This window comes from Streptomyces sp. NBC_00012, from assembly GCF_045040875.1.
Classification (GTDB): Bacteria; Actinomycetota; Actinomycetes; order Streptomycetales; family Streptomycetaceae; genus Streptomyces.
In genome coordinates this window covers 753,354-769,537 of sequence record NZ_CP108310.1, presented here as the reverse complement: position 1 = coordinate 769,537, position 16,184 = coordinate 753,354, and the positions used below count along the sequence as shown (strand labels likewise).

At 70.9% G+C, this 16,184-nt stretch carries 15 protein-coding genes; 4 read left to right on the top strand and 11 right to left on the bottom strand.

Annotated elements, in window-relative coordinates; genetic code table 11:
- Positions 1–53: 53 nt before the first annotated feature.
- Complete coding sequence (locus tag OHA19_RS42990; protein ID WP_331754540.1) at positions 54–1,688, bottom strand: amidohydrolase; 1,635 nt, start codon at positions 1,686–1,688, stop codon at positions 54–56.
- A 154-nt stretch (positions 1,689–1,842) separates the two neighbouring features.
- Between OHA19_RS42990 and OHA19_RS42985 the strand changes: the two genes are divergently transcribed.
- Together OHA19_RS42985 and OHA19_RS42980 are read left to right on the top strand one after the other, a co-directional pair.
- A complete protein-coding gene (locus tag OHA19_RS42985; protein ID WP_331754538.1) occupies positions 1,843–2,553 on the top strand; it encodes a helix-turn-helix domain-containing protein in 711 nt (236 codons plus the stop codon).
- 197 nt (positions 2,554–2,750) lie between these two features.
- Positions 2,751–4,142 (top strand): FAD-dependent oxidoreductase, encoded by a 1,392-nt coding sequence (locus tag OHA19_RS42980; protein ID WP_331754536.1) that lies wholly within the window; start codon positions 2,751–2,753, stop codon positions 4,140–4,142.
- Between the two features lie 171 nt (positions 4,143–4,313).
- On the opposite strand, the gene OHA19_RS42975 is transcribed toward OHA19_RS42980, so the two are convergent.
- Positions 4,314–4,589 carry a hypothetical protein gene (locus OHA19_RS42975; protein WP_331749351.1) on the bottom strand — a complete coding sequence of 92 codons (276 nt, stop codon included), beginning with the start codon at positions 4,587–4,589 and terminating at the stop codon, positions 4,314–4,316.
- Between the two features lie 58 nt (positions 4,590–4,647).
- Entirely contained in the window at positions 4,648–5,070 is a 423-nt protein-coding gene (locus tag OHA19_RS42970) for a VOC family protein (protein WP_331750687.1), read from the bottom strand.
- 166 nt (positions 5,071–5,236) lie between these two features.
- Here OHA19_RS42970 and OHA19_RS42965 point away from each other — a divergent pair, with 166 nt between their 5' ends.
- Entirely contained in the window at positions 5,237–5,863 is a 627-nt protein-coding gene (locus OHA19_RS42965; protein ID WP_331749353.1) for a hypothetical protein, read from the top strand.
- 87 nt (positions 5,864–5,950) lie between these two features.
- Here OHA19_RS42965 and OHA19_RS42960 read toward each other — a convergent pair whose 3' ends face one another.
- The 8 genes from OHA19_RS42960 to OHA19_RS42925 all read right to left on the bottom strand — a co-directional run bounded on the left by OHA19_RS42960 (position 5,951) and on the right by OHA19_RS42925 (position 15,571).
- Complete coding sequence (locus tag OHA19_RS42960) at positions 5,951–6,790, bottom strand: urease accessory protein UreD (RefSeq protein ID WP_331754534.1); 840 nt, start codon at positions 6,788–6,790, stop codon at positions 5,951–5,953.
- Positions 6,787–7,497, bottom strand: a complete 711-nt coding sequence (gene ureG, locus OHA19_RS42955; protein WP_331750690.1) for an urease accessory protein UreG — start codon at positions 7,495–7,497, stop codon at positions 6,787–6,789. The genes OHA19_RS42960 and ureG overlap by 4 nt, the downstream gene beginning before the upstream one ends.
- A 36-nt stretch (positions 7,498–7,533) precedes the next feature.
- Positions 7,534–8,208: an urease accessory UreF family protein gene (locus OHA19_RS42950; RefSeq protein WP_331749360.1), complete on the bottom strand. Its 675-nt coding sequence runs from the start codon at positions 8,206–8,208 to the stop codon at positions 7,534–7,536.
- A gap of 100 nt (positions 8,209–8,308) precedes the next feature.
- Positions 8,309–10,324 (bottom strand): urease subunit alpha, encoded by a 2,016-nt coding sequence (locus tag OHA19_RS42945; protein WP_331749363.1) that lies wholly within the window; start codon positions 10,322–10,324, stop codon positions 8,309–8,311.
- Positions 10,321–11,076: an urease subunit gamma gene (locus OHA19_RS42940; protein ID WP_331749366.1), complete on the bottom strand. Its 756-nt coding sequence runs from the start codon at positions 11,074–11,076 to the stop codon at positions 10,321–10,323. Before OHA19_RS42940 ends, OHA19_RS42945 begins: the two co-directional genes overlap by 4 nt.
- Before the next feature lie 339 nt (positions 11,077–11,415).
- On the bottom strand, positions 11,416–12,969 hold the full coding sequence (locus OHA19_RS42935; protein ID WP_331754531.1) for an FMN-binding glutamate synthase family protein: 1,554 nt from the start codon (positions 12,967–12,969) through the stop codon (positions 11,416–11,418).
- A gap of 273 nt (positions 12,970–13,242) precedes the next feature.
- Positions 13,243–13,677, bottom strand: a complete 435-nt coding sequence (locus OHA19_RS42930) for a hypothetical protein (protein ID WP_331754529.1) — start codon at positions 13,675–13,677, stop codon at positions 13,243–13,245.
- Positions 13,678–14,029: 352 nt separating this feature from the next.
- Positions 14,030–15,571: a hypothetical protein gene (locus OHA19_RS42925; protein ID WP_331754527.1), complete on the bottom strand. Its 1,542-nt coding sequence runs from the start codon at positions 15,569–15,571 to the stop codon at positions 14,030–14,032.
- Between the two features lie 200 nt (positions 15,572–15,771).
- On the opposite strand from OHA19_RS42925, the gene OHA19_RS42920 reads away from it, so the two are divergent.
- On the top strand, positions 15,772–16,152 hold the full coding sequence (locus tag OHA19_RS42920; protein WP_405722458.1) for an alpha/beta fold hydrolase: 381 nt from the start codon (positions 15,772–15,774) through the stop codon (positions 16,150–16,152).
- The last annotated feature ends 32 nt before the right edge of the window (positions 16,153–16,184 follow it).

The following is a 16,184-nucleotide window of genomic DNA, read 5'->3' as shown; positions in this document are numbered from 1 at the left end:
CGGCGCGGCTGCCGGGGCCGCCCCCTGCGCGAACCCGGTCGCCACATCACCGGTCAGACCGCGTGGACGAGCCGGCCGCCCACGTACGTCCGCTCCACCCGCGCCCGCGCGATGTCCTCCGGCGGCGCCGTGAAGATGTCGCGGTCGAGGACCACCAGGTCGGCGAGGTGCCCGGCGCGCAGACTGCCCGCGTCGTCCAGCCCGTTCACATGGGCGGTGCCCGCGGTGTAGGCGGCGACCGCGGTCTGCAGATCGATCCGCTGTTCGGGCAGGAAGACCCGGTCGTCGGCGGTCCCCGGCTCCTTGCGGTTCACGGCCACGTGGATGCCTTCGAGCGGCGCCGGACTGCTCACCGGCCAGTCGCTGCCCGCCGCCAGGGTGGCGCCGGCCCGCACCAGGTCGCCGAACGGGTACTGCCAGGAGGCGAGTTCGGACCCGAGGAACGGGATGGTCAACTCGTCCATCTGCGCCTCGTGGGCGGCCCACAGCGGCTGGATGTTGGCGATCGCGCCGAGCCGGGCGAACCGCGGGACGTCCTCGGGGTGAACGACCTGGAGATGGGCCAGGTGGTGACGGTTGCCACGCCATCCGTTGGCGGCGAGCGCGGCCTCCACGGCGTCGAGGGCCTCACGGACCGCGCGGTCGCCCAGCGCGTGGAAGTGGACCTGGAAGTCGAGCGCGTCGAGGCGCGTGACGTACTCCCGCAGCGCGGCGGGGTCGATGAAGCTGAGGCCGCTGTTGGCGGTGGCGCAGCCGCAGCTGTCGAGATACGAAGCGGTCATCGCGGCGGTGAAGTTCTCCGCGATGCCGTCCTGCATGATCTTCACGGAGCTCGCACGGAACCGGCCGTGGTTCAACTCCTCGCGCAGGGCGAGCAGTTGGGCGATCTGTTCGGCGCCGCGCTCCCGGTCCCACCACAACGCACCGGTCACTCGGGCGGTGAGCGAGCCGTCGCGGGCCGCGGCCATGTAGGCGTCCGACGCGTCGGGCTTGCCGTCGAACGTCCCGAGCATCGCGTCCTGCCAGCCCGTGATGCCGAGGGAGTGCAGCAGCTCCTGTGCGCGCAGCAGCCCGGCGAGGCGCTCCGCCGGGCTGCTCGGCGGAACCAGACGGGCGACCAGGGCGATCGCGCCCTCCTGGAGCATCCCGGTCGGCGTGCCGTCCGGCTCCCGCTCGATCCGGCCGTCGGCCGGATCGGGGGTGCTCGCGGTGATCCCGGCCAGTTCGAGCGCGCGGGTGTTGGCCCAGGCGCCGTGGTGGTCCCGGTTCGACAGGAGCACCGGGCGGTCCGCGACGACAGGGTCCAGCAGCTGCCGGGTCGGCAGCCCGCCCTCGAAGCTCTCCAGGGACCAGCCGCCCCCGGTGATCCACGCGCGGTCCGGGTGGGCCTTCGCGTACGCCCCGATCAGGTTCAGGTACTCGGCGACCCCGACCGTGCCGGTGAGGTCGCACTCGGCCATCTCGACCCCGCCGCTCACGGCGTGTATGTGGGCGTCCTGGAACCCCGGGAGCAGGAGCTTGCCCTTCAGATCCACGACCTCGGTGGCGGGGCCGATGAGGTCGCGCACCTCGTCGTGGCCGACGGCGGCGATCCGGTCGCCGACGACGGCGAGCGAGGATGCCCGGCTGCGGGCCGGATCCGCGGTGAAGACGGGGCCACGGGTGAAGACGAGATCGGCTGCGGTCACGGGCTGCTCCAGGACAGGTGGGACGGCGGTCGGCACTGGGCGACGGGCGTCGACGAAGAGGGCGGGGGACGCCAGGAAGGAGGCGATGGGCGTCATGGAATAGGAGAGACGGAAATCACGTCAATGGTGTTGACGTAAGAGTTAGGGTCGACGCATGACAGAACGTGTGGTTCCCGAAGGCAAGCGGCAGCGCCGCAGGCCCACCAAGCAGGGCGCGGTACTCTCCGAGCGGCTGATCATCGAGACCGCGCTGAACCTGATCGCGCAGCACGGTGCCGAAGCGCTCTCCGTACGACGGCTCGGCGCCGCGCTGGGCGCCGATCCCAGCGCGTTGTACCGCTACTTCCGCAACACCGACGCCCTGCTTCTCGCCGTCGCCGACGAACTGATCGGCCGCGCGCAGCAGGGCTGGACGCCGACCGGCTACTGGCGGGCGGACCTGCGCGCCATCGGTCTGCGGATCCACGACTCGTACCGGTCGAACCCCCAGGCCGCTCTGCTCGCGGCGCACCGGACGACCGGCCGCTGCCACGAAATGCGCGCGGTGGAGACGATCCTGGGCGTGCTGCGGGAGGCGGGCTTCCCCGACGGGCTCGCGGTGCGGATCTACCACGCCTTCGTGGACCAGGCCCTGGCCTTCGCCGCCCAGGACGCCGCGGCCCTCGCCCTGCCGCCGGCCGCCCAGGTCGCCGACACCGAGGTCTGGAAGGAGGCGTACGGGAGGCTGACCTCCGACACGCACCCGCACATCGCCGCCACCTTCCCGCTGCTCGCCGCCGATATGAGGGGCAGCGGCTACCCCTTCGCCCTGGAGCTGATGCTCGACGCGATGGCGGCGCTCAAGCCCGCGGCCGACGAAGAATGAGCGAGCGTGAACGAGCGGGGGTGGACGAGAGGGGTGAACGAACGGGGGTGAACGAGAGGGCGTGAACGAGAGGGTGTGAACGAGCGAGTCGCTTACGCCAACACCATTGACATTGAAGACGCGGACAGAGTTTCGTGGGTGGTGCTTCGGAGGGGCCGTGTTCCGGCCGCCTCCGTGATCCGAAGGAGCGCCACCCCGTGAACCCTCTCGCCTCACTCACCGACGCCGTACCGACCCCCTTCTGGCTCGACGACCCGCAGCGGCCGGAGTCGCACCCCGCGCTTGTCGGCGGCACCCGCTGCGACCTGCTCGTCGTCGGCGGGGGTTACACCGGCCTGTGGACCGCCCTCGTCGCCAAGGAACGCGACCCGGGCGCGGACGTCGTGCTCATCGAGGCCGACCGGGTCGGAGGCGCCGCCTCCGGCCGTAACGGCGGATTCTGCGAGGCCAGCCTCACCCACGGTCTGGGCAACGGCCTGGAGCGGTGGCCCGACGAGATCGGACGGCTCGAACGGCTCGGCCGCGAGAACCTCCAGGCGATCGAGGACACCGTGGCCCGGCACGGCATCGACTGTTCCTGGGAGCGCACCGGTTCCCTCGACGTCGCCACCGAGCCGTATCAGCTCGACGACTTGGCAGAGGTGGCCGAGGCGTCCGCCCGGTACGGCGGCGAACCGCTCCTGCTCGACGCCGAGGCCGTCCGCGCGGAGATCGATTCGCCGACGTTCCTCGGCGGCGTGTGGAACAAGGACGTGGCGATGGTCAACCCCGCCCGGCTCGCCTGGGGTCTCAAGCGCGCCTGCCTCGACCTCGGCGTCCGGGTGTACGAGCACACGCCCGCAACGAAGCTCGACGAGCACGGCGCGGTGATCGCCGTCCGCACCCCTTACGGCCGTGTCACCACCAGCAGGGTCGCGCTCGCGACCAACGCCTACCAGTCCCCGCTCCGGCGCCACCGTCCGTACACCGTCCCCGTGTACGACTACGCGCTGATGACCGAGCCGCTGACCGACGAGCAACTGGCCTCCCTGGGCTGGCGGCACCGCCAGGGTTTCGCGGACTGTGCCAACAAGTTCCACTACGTACGGCTCTCCGCCGACAACCGCATCCTGTGGGGCGGCTACGACGCGGTCTATCACTACCGGGGCCGGGTCCGCGCCGAACACGACCAGCGGCCCGAGACGTTCGCCACCCTCGCCCGGCACTTCTTCACCACGTTCCCGCAGCTCGAAGGGGTCCGGTTCACGCACACCTGGGGTGGAGCCATCGACACCAGCACGCGTTTCTGCGTCTTCTTCGACACGAGCCACCACGGGAAGGTCGCGTACGCGGCCGGGTTCACCGGTCTCGGGGTCGGCGCGAGCCGCTTCGGTGCCGAGACCATGCTCGACCTGCTCGCGGGCGACCACACCGAGCGCACGGAGCTGGAACTCGTCCGCCGCAAGCCCCTGCCGTTCCCGCCCGAGCCCGTCCGCGCCATCGGTATCGGCGTCACCCAGTGGTCCATGGCCCGCGCCGACCGCAACCAGGGCCGCCGCAACACGTGGCTCAAGGCGCTCGACCGCTTCGGCCTCGGCTTCGACAGCTGACTATCGACGCGGGCCTCCGTCACCGCCATCTCCGCGGCGTCCGCTGCCCATTCGGACTCGGTGGTCCGACTCGGCCCGCTGTGTTCCGGGCGTGCTTCGCCCACGGGCGGGAGCTGCTGCGGCCGACAACCGGACCAGCTCCCGGAACTCGGCCGGCGGGCCGGTCGGCCGCTACTCCTGAGACGCCCGCCGGCAGGCGTCGAGAGCGAGTTGGGCGGGGATGTAGTCCTGCCGCAGCTCGAAGTAGCAGGCCAGTACACCTTCGGGGCTGCCGTCGGCTGCGGTGAGGCAGGCGTGCTCCACCACGGCGGGATCCGCCTCGGGGTGCTGCTCCAGGACCTGGTAGAAGCAGCCCTGCGGAGTTGCGACGGCGGCGGGCGCGGCGGCTACCGCACCGCCGAGGGCAAGGGCGAGACCACCGATGGTGGCGGCGAGACGCTTGAGCATCACTGTTTCCTCTCGGACGACAGCGCGAGATGGTCACTCAACGCTATTGGTGACTGCACTACGTGACCAATGGTTCGTCGCTGACGTGAGGCGCGCGGGTCGCGAGGAGTGGGGCGCGATCGGACTCGCTTCGCAGGACACAGAATTCATTGCCCTCAGGATCGGCGAGGACGGCCCAGCCCGCCCCGTCGGGCTCCCGGCGATCAGTGACCAGGGTGGCTCCGAGACGCAACAATCGCTCGACCTCCTCCTCCCGCGAGGTCGTCGGACGCAGGCACAAGTGGAGCCGGTTCTTGACCGTCTTCGGTTCCGGCACCTGGTTGAAGTACAGCAGCGGGCCCTCCGGAAGCATCACCTGGACCTCCCGGTCGCCCGGGCCGTCCTGCGGATGCAGGGGGAAACCCGTCACCTCACTCCAGAACCGAGCCAGTTCATAGGCATCCGAACAGTCGATCGCCACGTTCTGCACCACCGAGACCATGCGGGTCAGCATGCCTGGGCACCTCTCATTCCGCCACCGGCACCGTGCCCGGTCCCCACCTGCGCGTTCGACGTCGGCGAACCACCGCCCACGAGTTGGGGGGTTTCCGGCCTCAAGGGTCCTCAAGGGGCCCCAAGGGCTGCCCTGTCGAACTAGTCTTCGCAGAATGGCCTTGCGACCTGACGATTTCTACGAACACGCGCTCACCGCTGCGGATGAGGAACGCCGACTTCCGCTCGCACGGATGACGGGCTGGGATGTCAGCCCGTTCGAACCGGACGGCCTGCGTGTCGCGCCGCTGCGCCCTCCGGTCCTGCCCGAGCCTGCGCGGCACGGTGAGGACCCGTCGGACTGTGATTCGTGCCGGGACCGGGACGAAGGGATCTGGTTCAGCGACCGTTGGCGGCTGACCCGGATCACGGGAGTCGGGGTTCCGCTGGTCCTCATGCTGCATCCGCGTGACCACTACGACATGGCCGACCTGCCCGATGAACTGGCGGCTGAGCTCGGGGTACTGACCACTCACGTTGTCCGCCATGTACAGGCTGTGCCGAACATTTCGCGGGCCCACGTCTACCGCATCGGCGATGGAGGCGCGCACCTGCACATCTGGTTCTTCGCCCGTCCTGCGGGACAGGCCCAGCTGTACGGATCGTGGATGCCCGTCTGGGACGATCTGCTGCCCGAGTATCCGGCGGAAGTCGCAGAGGCGGATGCCGCGACCGTGGCCGAGGCGCTGGTTGCCTCCTTCGGAGGAAGCAACTCGGCCGGGAACCGGTCGGCGGGCGCCTGATCATCCGCCCCACGTCGGCGCGATTCTGATCATCCGCCTCACATCGGCGCGAGCGGCCGCGACTGCGACGTAACCGCCTGACCGCCCTCAGCCGCGTGACGCCAGGGCGAATGCCTCGTCGAGGAGTTGGCGCAGTGCTGCCGAGCCGGGGGCCGCGACGGTGGCGAGCAGTGCGTGGCCGTCCGCGAGCGGGGTGAGGATGCCGCGGGCGCCGCGGGGTTCCTCACCCAGCAGCACGGGTGCGCGCACCGCCGACGGCTCGGGGGCGACCATCAGGAGCTGCCCGACGGCGCGGTGGTCTCCGAGTACGGCAGGACCGTTCCATGCGGGTTCCGGGGGGCCGTATGCCGACTGCTGGTCGAGGATGAGGCGGCCGCCGCGGCGGACCCTGAGGCGGGTGACGAGGTGGCCGGGTTCCTCGTCGGCGCGGCCCAGGAGTTGCTCTTCCCGCAGCACGAGCCGTGCTGTGGAGGCGAGTTCGATGGTGCAGGTCTGCCGGAGGTTGCTCCCGGCCGCGCTGATCAGCGGGTGCGGCAGCCAGTGCACACGAGCGCCCTCTCCCGCGGTGATCTTCACGTCGTATGTGGCGGGCTCGGTGGTGGGGCCGCGCAGGGCGAGCGTGGCGGCACCGGTGGTGACCTTGAGTTCGGCGCGGTCCTCGGCGGTGATGTCGATGGCCAGCCGGTCACCGCCGAGCGGCGCGCTCATGGCGCCGATGATGCCCACGGTCGCGAAGCGTCCGCTGCCGCGCATGTGCCGCAGGTGGAACGGGCCGTCACTGCGCAGCTGCGGCAGCGTGGTGACCCGCCCGTTGTACGCGGCGCGGATCAGCGCGGTCGCCTGTACTCCGTCCGGATGTCCGGTGGCTTCCTCACCGCCGGGGCGGGACGTCGAGGGGGCGCCGGCGAGCCGGGCGGTGGGACTCATGCGTCGACCCCGGCGCGCCACTCGGTGAGATGTCCGGTCACCCAGTCGGCGACCTCGCGGATGCCGTCGTCGGACGTGAGGCTGGTGAAGACGACGGGGAGGTCACCGCGCTGCTGTTCGGCGTCGGCGGCCATGGTGGCCAGGTCGGCCCCCACGTACGGGGCGAGGTCGGTCTTGTTGACGACGAGGAGGTCGGCGGTGGTGATACCGGGCCCGCCCTTGCGGGGGATGTCGTCGCCGCTGGAGACATCGATGATGAAGATCTGTACGTCGACGAGGCCCTTGGAGAAGGTCGCGGTGAGATTGTCCCCACCCGACTCGACCAGCACCAGATCGAGCGGGGCCAGCGTTTCCTCCAGGTGTTCGACGGCCTCCAGGTTGGCGGAGATGTCGTCGCGGATGGCGGTGTGGGGGCAGGCTCCGGTCTCGACAGCGGCGATGCGCTCGGGTGGCAGCACGGCCTCGCGGCGCAGGTATTCGGCGTCCTCGCGGGTGTAGATGTCGTTGGTGACGGCGGCGATGCACCACTGGTCGCGCAGGGCTCGGCAGAGCGCGGCGACCGTAGCGGTCTTGCCGGAGCCGACGGGGCCGCCGAGGCCGACGCGAAGGGCGCGGCGGCTGCCGTCGGGCCGGGTCGGATCGGCGCTGTGGGTGTGACGGTGAGGCATGGTGCCGGGGGAGTGGTCGAGGTGCACGGTGGGCTCCAGTCATCGGGGCCGGCGATCGCCGGCCGGGCAGGGCGGTCAGGAGGCGAAGAGCCGGACGGTCCAGGCGGCGTGCTGCTCGGCGGTGATGTCCAGCAGCGGTGCGGAGGCCGACGGCAGCGCGTCGACGCCTTCCGTCGCGATGCGGGCCGCGGCCTCGGCGGCGGCAGCGGCGACGCAGTCCATCTCGGCCGCGAGGCGTGCCAGCAGTCCGGAGGCGTCGAGCGGGTCGAGGCTCAGCAGGCGCACGGCCGCGGTGGCCGGGCCACCGGTGTTCTCGTACGCGACGGCGTGGGCCGCGTCCACCGGGGCGAGCCCGGCGGCGAGGGCGGCGAGTCCCAGGACGACGGGCTGGTGGGCGCCCTGGGGGCGTGCGGCTGCCAGCTGCTCCAGTTGTTCCGACGGGAACGTCGCTCGTGCGGCGCGCAGCATCTGCCGCCCGAGCCGCCGGGCGACGGTCCGCAGGGCGGGGGTCGGCGTACGGGCGTCGGCGGCTTCGTCCAGCAGCAGGGGGTCGTACCCGGCTGCCGCGGCGGCGGCCAGGCCGGCCGCGGTCAGGCCGACGGTGTGCAGACGGCCGCGGCAGAACGCCTCCAGGCTGTCGGTGTCATGGACGGCTCCGTTTGCTACCGCGGCTTCCACGCCGCCGGAGTGGGCGTGCCCGCCGGCGGGGAAGCGGCCGTCGGCCAGCAGGAGCAGGGCTGCACGGCTCATGGTCGAGCGATGCCTTCCGTCGTGGTGAGGTGCCGGGTCCGGGGCCGGCGTGAGCAGTGCCCGGGGCGGACACGTGCGCCCGCCCCGGCAGGAGGTCGGTTCAGAAGAGGAAGTACCGCTGGGCCATGGGGACTTCGTCCACGTAGGAGCGCGGCACGATCGCGCCCTCGATCTCGGTGCGTGCGTCGGTGGTGGTCGCACCGCCGATGGTGACCTCGAAGCTGTTGTGGTCGACTTTCAGGTCCAGTGGCTTGCCTGCGGCGCCCCGGTCGTTGAGCAGCATGGACGCCTTGGTGAGGTGCCGGGTGTCGTTGATGTCGGTGAAGTGCTTCTCCAGGCCGAGGCCGCCGGTGGGCTTCCTCCCCGTGACGGTCCCTTCGGCGTCCACGGCGAGGCTGGTCAGCCTGGCTCCCACTCCCGGGGCGACGAAGTTGAGCGAGTTGCGGCCCGGTGAGCGGCCGGTGGAGCCCCAGACCGGGCGCGGCAGATAGGGCTGCGGAGTGGTGATCGAGGCGTTGGCGTCACCGACCTGTGCGTAGGCGAGCTGTCCGCCCTTGAGGACCATGTGCGTTCTGACGCCGAAGAACTTCGGCTCCCACAGCACCAGGTCGGCCAGCTTGCCCTTCTGCACGGATCCGACGTACTCGTCGATGCCGTGCGTGATCGCCGGATTGACCGTGTACTTGGCGACGTAGCGGCGGGCGCGGAAGTCGTCGTTCGGCTGTCGCTGCTGTTCGTCGTGCGCGTGGTCGGTGTGCTGCAGGTCGGTGTTGATCCGGGCGGCTTGCAGATCCTCGGGGAGTGGCCCGTACCGGCTTTTCATGACGTGTGCGGTCTGCCAGGTCCGCATGATCATCTCGCCGATGCGGCCCATGGCCTGGGCATCGGAGGACATCATCGAAATGGCGCCCATGTCGTGCAGGAGGTCCTCCGCGGCCATGGTGGACGGCCGGATGCGGGAGTCGGCGAAGGCCCTGTCCGCGGGGATGTCCGGGTTCAGATGGTGGCAGACGATCATCATGTCCACGTGCTCCTTGACGGTGTTGACCGTCAGGGGGCGGGTCGGATTGGTCGAGGCCGGAAGGACGTTGGGTTCCTTGACCAGTTCGATCATGTCCGGGGCGTGGCCGCCACCCGCACCTTCGACGTGGAAGATGTGGATGGGCCGGTCCTTGAAGGCGGCCCTGGTGGACTCCAGGAACCCGGACTCATTGAGCGAGTCGGCGTGCAGTGCGACCTGGACGCCGCGTTGCGTGGATACCTCCAGGACGCTGTCGATCACGGCGGGCGTCGCGCCCCAGTCCTCGTGCACCTTGAATCCGCAGGCCCCCGCGTCCACCTGCGCGTCGAGTTCGTGCTTGTTCATCGAGCTGCCCTTGCCGAGCAAGCCGACGTTGACCGGGAACTCGTCCAGCGCCTCGAAGAGCCGGGTGATGTGCCAGGCGCCCGGAGTCACGGTGGTGGCCGTGCTTCCCTCGGCCGGTCCGGTACCGCCGCCGATGAGAGTGGTGACGCCTGCGGCCAGGGCCTCATGGATCTCGCCGGGGCAGATGAAGTGGACGTGGGTGTCCACACCGCCCGCGGTGAGGATCCGCCCGTTGCCGGCGATGACCTCGGTGCTCGGACCGACGACGAAGTTCTCCGGTTCCACCGCGGTCGTCGTGTTGCCCGCCTGCCCGTGCTCGGTGAACCTCGCGCCGAAACCGGACGGCATCTCGAAGCTCGTGATCGGGTCCATCGTCTCGGGGTTGTACGCCTTGCCGATGGCGACGATGCCGCCGTCGCGGATGCCGATGTCGGCCTTGACCACACCCCACCAGTCGAGGATCAGCGCGCCCGTGACGACGGTGTCCACGGGCCGGTGCTCCGTGGCTTCGCCGGCGCTGTTCCTGCCGTCCCGGGCGAGGTGGGACATGCCCATGGACTCGCGGATCACCTTGCCGCCACCGAAGATCATCTCGTTGCCGCTGTGCGACGGGCCGCCGCTCCAGTCCGCCTCGATCTCCAGGGTCAGGTCGGTGTCCGCGAGCCGGACCCGGTCCCTGGTGGTGGGACCGTACAGCGTGGCGTAGTCCGCCCGCGTCAGCTCGTTGCTCGGTCGCCGGTCGCTGTTCATCGGACGATCCCCTCGCGCAGTCCCTGGATCCTGGCCAGGTCGCCGGAACTGCCGACCTCGCCCTGGAGCTCGACGAGTTCGACGCAGCATTCGTCACCCGGCTCGAAACGCACGGAGGTGCCTGCGGCGATGTTGAGCCGTCGGCCTCTGGCCTCGGCACAGTCCCACAGCTCCGAAGCCGTGCCGTCGGGGCCGATGACCTTCAGGGCCGGGTTGACCTCGGCGAAGTGGTAGTGCGAGCCGACCTGGAGGGGGCGGTCGGAGGCGTTCTTCACCTTGATCGTCGTCCTGCCGGCCTGCAGATCCTGGTTGAAGAAGATCGCGTCGTACCGGTCGGCGGTGTCGTCGTGCTCGGAGGTCTCGCCGGGGCACTCGACCGGGCCGGCGGCCGTGCGGGGAGGCGCGGGGTGCTCGATCCTGCCCGGATGGATCCCGGGCTCTTCCGCCGCTTCCGGGATGGGGTAGTGGATGGTGACCAGCTTGGTGCCGTCCGGGAAGGTGGCCTCCACCTGGACGTTCTTGATCATCTCGGGGACGCCGTCCATCACGTCGTCCCGGCCGAACAGCCGACGGCCCTCGTCCATGATCTCGCTGACCGTCTTGCCGTCGCGTGCCTGCTCGTAGACGTACACGCTCAACAGGGCCATGACCTCTGGGTAGTTGAGACGAAGCCCCCGATCACGCCGCTTCTGCGCCACGTCCGCCGCGACATGGATCAGTAAGCGCTCCTGCTCATGCGGAGTCAGATGCACGATGGATCTCCTCTGTTGTGCCGATGGAGCCACGGGGCCGGACACCGAGAAGCCCGTGAGGGTGCTCCGAGGTGCATCACTGCGCCGCGCAGTCATCATCTGCGGCGAAATGCCAGGAGAAGATCCGAACAGTGAACGATCGACACGATCTGGTGAACTCAGGCATCAAGGGCTGTACGCGGACACGCGCGGCATGCATGCCCCGGCGCGCCGGGTTCCGGCGGGCACGACGGGCCGGCATCCCGGCATCCGCGGAGCCTTGCGCTGAATCACCTGCGAGACAGCCTGGCTGCCCGGGCACCCGGGCAGCCAGGCTGTCCACCGGTGACTCGTCACGCGTCAGCCGGCCGGCTTCCGGAGAGGGGTCGGTCCGGTGGTGAGCAGTGCGGTGATCTCCTGGGCGAGCTCCGGGCCGAGTTCACCCCAGCCGTCCTTGTAGCCGTAGACGCTCGCCAGGGTGCGGGCGTCGTAGTCGCCGTTCATGATCTCGATGTCGGTGGTGGTGATGAGTGCCGGGTGGGCGACGCCGACGGCTCCCGAGACCTTCAGCAGTTCCTTGCGCAGGGTGCGCAGGTAGACAGCGGCCCGGGTCGCCTTCGAGGGCGCGTCGACGCCGCGCACCAGCCACGGGTCCTGGGTGGCGATGCCGGTGGGGCACTTGTCGGTGTGGCATTTCTGCGCCTGGATGCAGCCGATGGACAGCATTGCCTCGCGGGCGACGTTGATCATGTCGACACCCAGGGCGAAGGCGACGGCGGCGTTCTCGGGCAGGCCGAGCTTGCCGGAGCCGATGAAGGTGAGGTCGTCGGTGAGACCCCGCTCGGCGAACGTGCCGTAGACGCGGGAGAAGCCCATCCGGAACGGCAGCGACACCGAGTCGGTGAAGATCAGGGGAGCCGCCCCGGTGCCGCCCTCGCCTCCGTCGATGGTCACGAAGTCGACGCCGCGATCACCGCGCGCCATCAGCGTGGCCAGCTCCTCCCAGAAGCTCATTTCCCCCACGGCGCTCTTGATCCCGACCGGCAGACCGGTCTCGGTGGCGAGCAGCTCCACGAAGTCGAGCATCGAGTCGACGTCATGGAACGCGGTGTGCCGAGAGGGAGAGGCGCAGTCCTTGCCGGCCGGGATGCCGCGGATCCCGGCGATCTCGGGGGTCACCTTCGCGCCCGGCAGCATCCCGCCGAGCCCCGGCTTGGCACCCTGGGAGAGCTTGATCTCTATCGCCTTGACCGGGGCGCCGGCGACCACGTCCTTGAGCTTGCCGAGGTTGAAGGTGCCGTCCTCGTTGCGGCAACCGAAGTACGACGTCCCGATCTGGAGGATGAGGTCACCGCCGTTGCGGTGGTACGGCGAGAGACCGCCCTCGCCGGTGTTCTGCATCGTGCCGGCCAGCGCCGCGCCCTTGTTGAGCGCCGTGATGGCGGCGCCGGACAGCGATCCGAAACTCATCGCCGAGATGTTCACGATGCTCGCCGGCCGGAACGCCTTGGCGCGTCCACGCGGGCCGCCCAGCACCTTGGCCGAGGGCAGCGGGGCCTGCGGGTCGTGCAGGTCGTGCAGGTCGGGCAGCGTGCCGGCGAACGTGCGCTGCTTCACGTACGCGTGTCCTTGCACATGCTCGACGTCCACGTCGGTTCCGAACCCGAAGTAGTTGTTCTCTTCCTTCGACGACGCGTAGATCCAGGTGCGCTGGTCACGGCTGAACGGGCGCTCTTCCTCGTTGGACGTCACGACGTACTGCCGCAGCTCCGGCCCGATCGTCTCCAGCAGGTACCGGGCGTGCCCGATCACGGGGAAGTTCCTGAGCAGTGCGTGCTTCTTCTGGACGAGGTCGCGGGCAGCCACCAGCGCCAATGCTGTTGCGGCGGCCGCACCGATGCTCCGAGCACGCATGAACGTTCCTCTCCTCGACTGCTCCATACCCGACTCCATCGCCGTGCGGCGGGTGTCGTGCGCGTCGGGCGGCGGACGCGGCCAGGCAGGCATCGGCGTCCGACGACGAAACGCCACACGATATTAGAGGTCGCGCGGATGGGCGGACGGGTCAGGGTGCGTGAGCCCGGCCGCCCCGCCCGCACCCCCACGTGCATCGATGCCGGGCATCGGCACCGCGGACCCGACGACGCCATGCGTTCTGCGGGCGTCGTCGGCGGGGTGCGTCGGCTGTCACGGTAGGCCGGTGCGTCCCCACCAGGCCGGTCGCTTCGGCACCCCGTCCGAGTAGCGCTCCACCGGCGGCGTCGCGGGCGCAAGCGGCACCGCGTCCGCCGGTTCCGGCTGCGGTCCGGCCTCCGGTGGGGCCGTCTCCGCCGACGGCGGGTCCGGTGCGGCGCTGTCGTCCAGCAGCTCCGCCACCGTGAACCGCGTGCTGAAGGACTGCCAGGCGCCGTCGATCACCAGAAGGAAGCCGTCGCCCTCCCGGAAGAGCCGACGGCGCTTCGGACTTCTCGGGTGCTCCGGCGCATGTCCCCGGGCACGCCGCTCCAGCTCCGCCAGAGCCTCTTGACGCGTACCCTCCACGTGCGTCAGCACGTACGCCTCCGTGTGTTTGCGCTCCCCGAGGCCCACGGTCGTCTCGACGACCAGTCCCCAAATCGCCATGCTCCTGCCCCTCCCGTTCGAATCGGGGAAAGCCTAAAGCGTGTTGCCCAGTCTCCAGCGTTCAGCGCCCAGGCCGCGGCGATGGCGCGGCGATGGCGTGGCCGTGCGCGGCGGCGTCGTGGAGGCCGTGTGCGCCGTGGCGGTCGGCCCGGAGGCCGTGCGGGTGCTGATCTCCGGCCCGACCTCGGCGCCCGCGGTGGCGATCACATGGCGGCGAGGCCGGGAGACACGCCTCAGGAGTCAGTCGAGCAGCGCGGTTTCCTCGACTTCCACGTGGGGATACGGCGCCGGCTGCATCCTCGTGAACAACGCCGGCGTCGTGCTCAGCAGCCCGATCCCGGCGGACGCCTGGCTAGATGAGCGGGCACGTGAGCGGGAGGACCCGCTCGGTCAGTCGGCCGGTGAGGCGGGTGGGGGTGAGGGCGGGCTCGACGAGCCAGTCCGCTGCGGTCAGCTGGTCGGCCAGGTGCGGCAGTTCGTCGGGGTCGGTGGCGCACCAGGAGGAGAGGTGGTCCAGGCCGATGCCCTGGCCGGAGGCGCCCAGCCGGCCGTCGGCGCAGCTCTGGGTGGTCAGGACCAGGGCGAGCAGCCGGGTGCCGGCGGTGGCCTTGGATTTACGGAGCTTCTTGTCGGAGACGGTTCTCTGGGCCCAACCGCTGAGCTTGGGCCGTAGTTTCCTGCCGACCGTGAACAGCGCCGGGGCGTCCGCGTCGGGGACCAGGGAGGGGACGGTGATGGGGGTGGGGTTCTCGGGCCGGGAGGCGAGCAGGTCAGCGGGGGTGCCGGGGAGGCGCAGCCAGCCGACGTCCGCCAACTGCGTGACCAGGGCTTCCGGCTTGCTCAGGCCCAGCCCGGTCAGGTCCTGGCCGACGAGGTTGCCCGATCCGGTGTGCGCGGTGCGCAGGGTCAGCATCACCACCAGCAGGCGTGCCTCCGGTCCGGGCAGCGGGGCGGTGTCGGCGACGTGGGCCAGGGCGGCCCGGGCGTGGTCCCACTGGATGGGGCCGTTCAGCAGGCGGGCCACGGCCGGCGTGCTGCCGTCCGGGTCGGTGCTGCTCGTGGCCAGACCGGTGCGTTGCAGGTGCTGGAGGCGGGCGGCGGTGGCGGCCTGCTCGGCACGCTGGGCGTCCAGCCGCAGGCCGGTGTCGCCGGTGGCCTCGGCCCAGGCCGCGAAGGCGCCGGCCTTGCGGGTGTGGAGGTCGGCCAGGAGCGCCAGGTCGGGTTGGTCGCGCTGTTGGTAGGCACGGAAGAGGTCACCGAGTTCGATGAGTTCATCCCGCAGGGCGACGGGTCGCAGATCGCGCGGGATGACGCGCTGGGCGATCTTCGCCTGCGGTGGACGGCGCCGCACGGGTGCGGAGCGGGGAGCCGGCAGCCCCGCTCCGGCCGCGACCTGGCGGTCGGAGAACTGTGGTGTGCCCGCACCCGGGGCTGCGGGGGCCGGGCGTTCGGAGGGCTGGGGCCCGGGGGCCCGGGAGGTGGCCGCGGTCTTCGCTCCGGGCGTGGCGGCCGCGCACCGCGAGCAGCACTCCAGGGCCTGCCACCAGCGTCCTGCCCGGTCGGTGACCACGGCCAGGACGATCGGCCCGCCGCACCGCCAGGTTTCGTCACGCGCGGGCCGGCCGGTGTCGGGCAGATGGCTGTGGCAGCCCTCGGCCCTGCACGCGCAGTACGCCCCGGCCCTGGGCGCTGCGGCGGCACGCAGGTGGGCCCCGAGGTGGGCGATCGCGGCGGCACGGCCGGCGGCCGCGGACGGCAGACGCTGCTCGGCACAGGCGGGGCGGCTGCACGAGACACGCACCGCCGCACTGCCCCGGCCGAAGGCGTCCAGACGCACGGTCCACCGACGTCCCGGCATTCGCTCGTCCAGCTCGATCCCCGCAGCCTGCGTCATCCCGCTCTTCCTCCCGTTCCGTGTCCCGACCGCCGACCGCCGACCGCCGACCGCCGACCGCCGACCGCCGACCGCCATGACTGATGGCGCGCGGCGGCGGGCTTGTTGTCACGGCGCCCGGAGCCATCGCGTCCAGCAGTGCGGTGGGCTCGTTCCGAGCGGGCCGGCCGGAGGGACAGACCGCTCGCAACCTGGGCAGGATGAACTCGGCCGAGTTCGCGGTCACTTGGTGTGGTCAGGCTACTACGTTCCGATCACGGCGGTTCAACAGCATCGCCAACGCGTCCGCGGGCCACTGCTCCCGATCTCTCGGCGATGACGCCGACGCCGCCCGGCAGTTCGCCCGCCACGTCGACCTCGCCGGCCTGGCACCCCGCATCGCGGCCCCGCTCCTGGTCGTGGACGTCGACCGGGACATCATTCCCGGCGTGACGAACGGCGAGCCCGTGGCCCGTCTGGCACCGCACGGCACCTACCTGCCCGTCCCGCACGGTGACCACCTTGTCGGTAACGCGCGGCCCGACTGGCTGCCCCGCCTCGGTGACCACATCATGCACACCCTGACGGGAACGCCGGTATGAACGCTTCATCGGGAGCGCTTCCGCTTGCTGTG

Excerpts from the sequence above, each read along its gene's own strand:
- OHA19_RS42960 (WP_331754534.1), bottom strand. The coding sequence starts at position 6,790 with ATGAGTCCCACCGCCCGGCTCGCCGGCGCCCCCTCGACGTCCCGCCCC.
- OHA19_RS42975 (WP_331749351.1), bottom strand. The coding sequence starts at position 4,589 with ATGCTCAAGCGTCTCGCCGCCACCATCGGTGGTCTCGCCCTTGCCCTC.
- OHA19_RS42945 (WP_331749363.1), bottom strand. The coding sequence starts at position 10,324 with ATGAACAGCGACCGGCGACCGAGCAACGAGCTGACGCGGGCGGACTAC.
- OHA19_RS42985 (WP_331754538.1), top strand. The coding sequence starts at position 1,843 with ATGACAGAACGTGTGGTTCCCGAAGGCAAGCGGCAGCGCCGCAGGCCC.
- OHA19_RS42950 (WP_331749360.1), bottom strand. The coding sequence starts at position 8,208 with ATGAGCCGTGCAGCCCTGCTCCTGCTGGCCGACGGCCGCTTCCCCGCC.
- OHA19_RS42930 (WP_331754529.1), bottom strand. The coding sequence starts at position 13,677 with ATGGCGATTTGGGGACTGGTCGTCGAGACGACCGTGGGCCTCGGGGAG.
- OHA19_RS42925 (WP_331754527.1), bottom strand. The coding sequence starts at position 15,571 with ATGACGCAGGCTGCGGGGATCGAGCTGGACGAGCGAATGCCGGGACGT.
- OHA19_RS42935 (WP_331754531.1), bottom strand. The coding sequence starts at position 12,969 with ATGCGTGCTCGGAGCATCGGTGCGGCCGCCGCAACAGCATTGGCGCTG.
- OHA19_RS42970 (WP_331750687.1), bottom strand. The coding sequence starts at position 5,070 with ATGGTCTCGGTGGTGCAGAACGTGGCGATCGACTGTTCGGATGCCTAT.
- OHA19_RS42965 (WP_331749353.1), top strand. The coding sequence starts at position 5,237 with ATGGCCTTGCGACCTGACGATTTCTACGAACACGCGCTCACCGCTGCG.
- OHA19_RS42920 (WP_405722458.1), top strand. The coding sequence starts at position 15,772 with ATGAACTCGGCCGAGTTCGCGGTCACTTGGTGTGGTCAGGCTACTACG.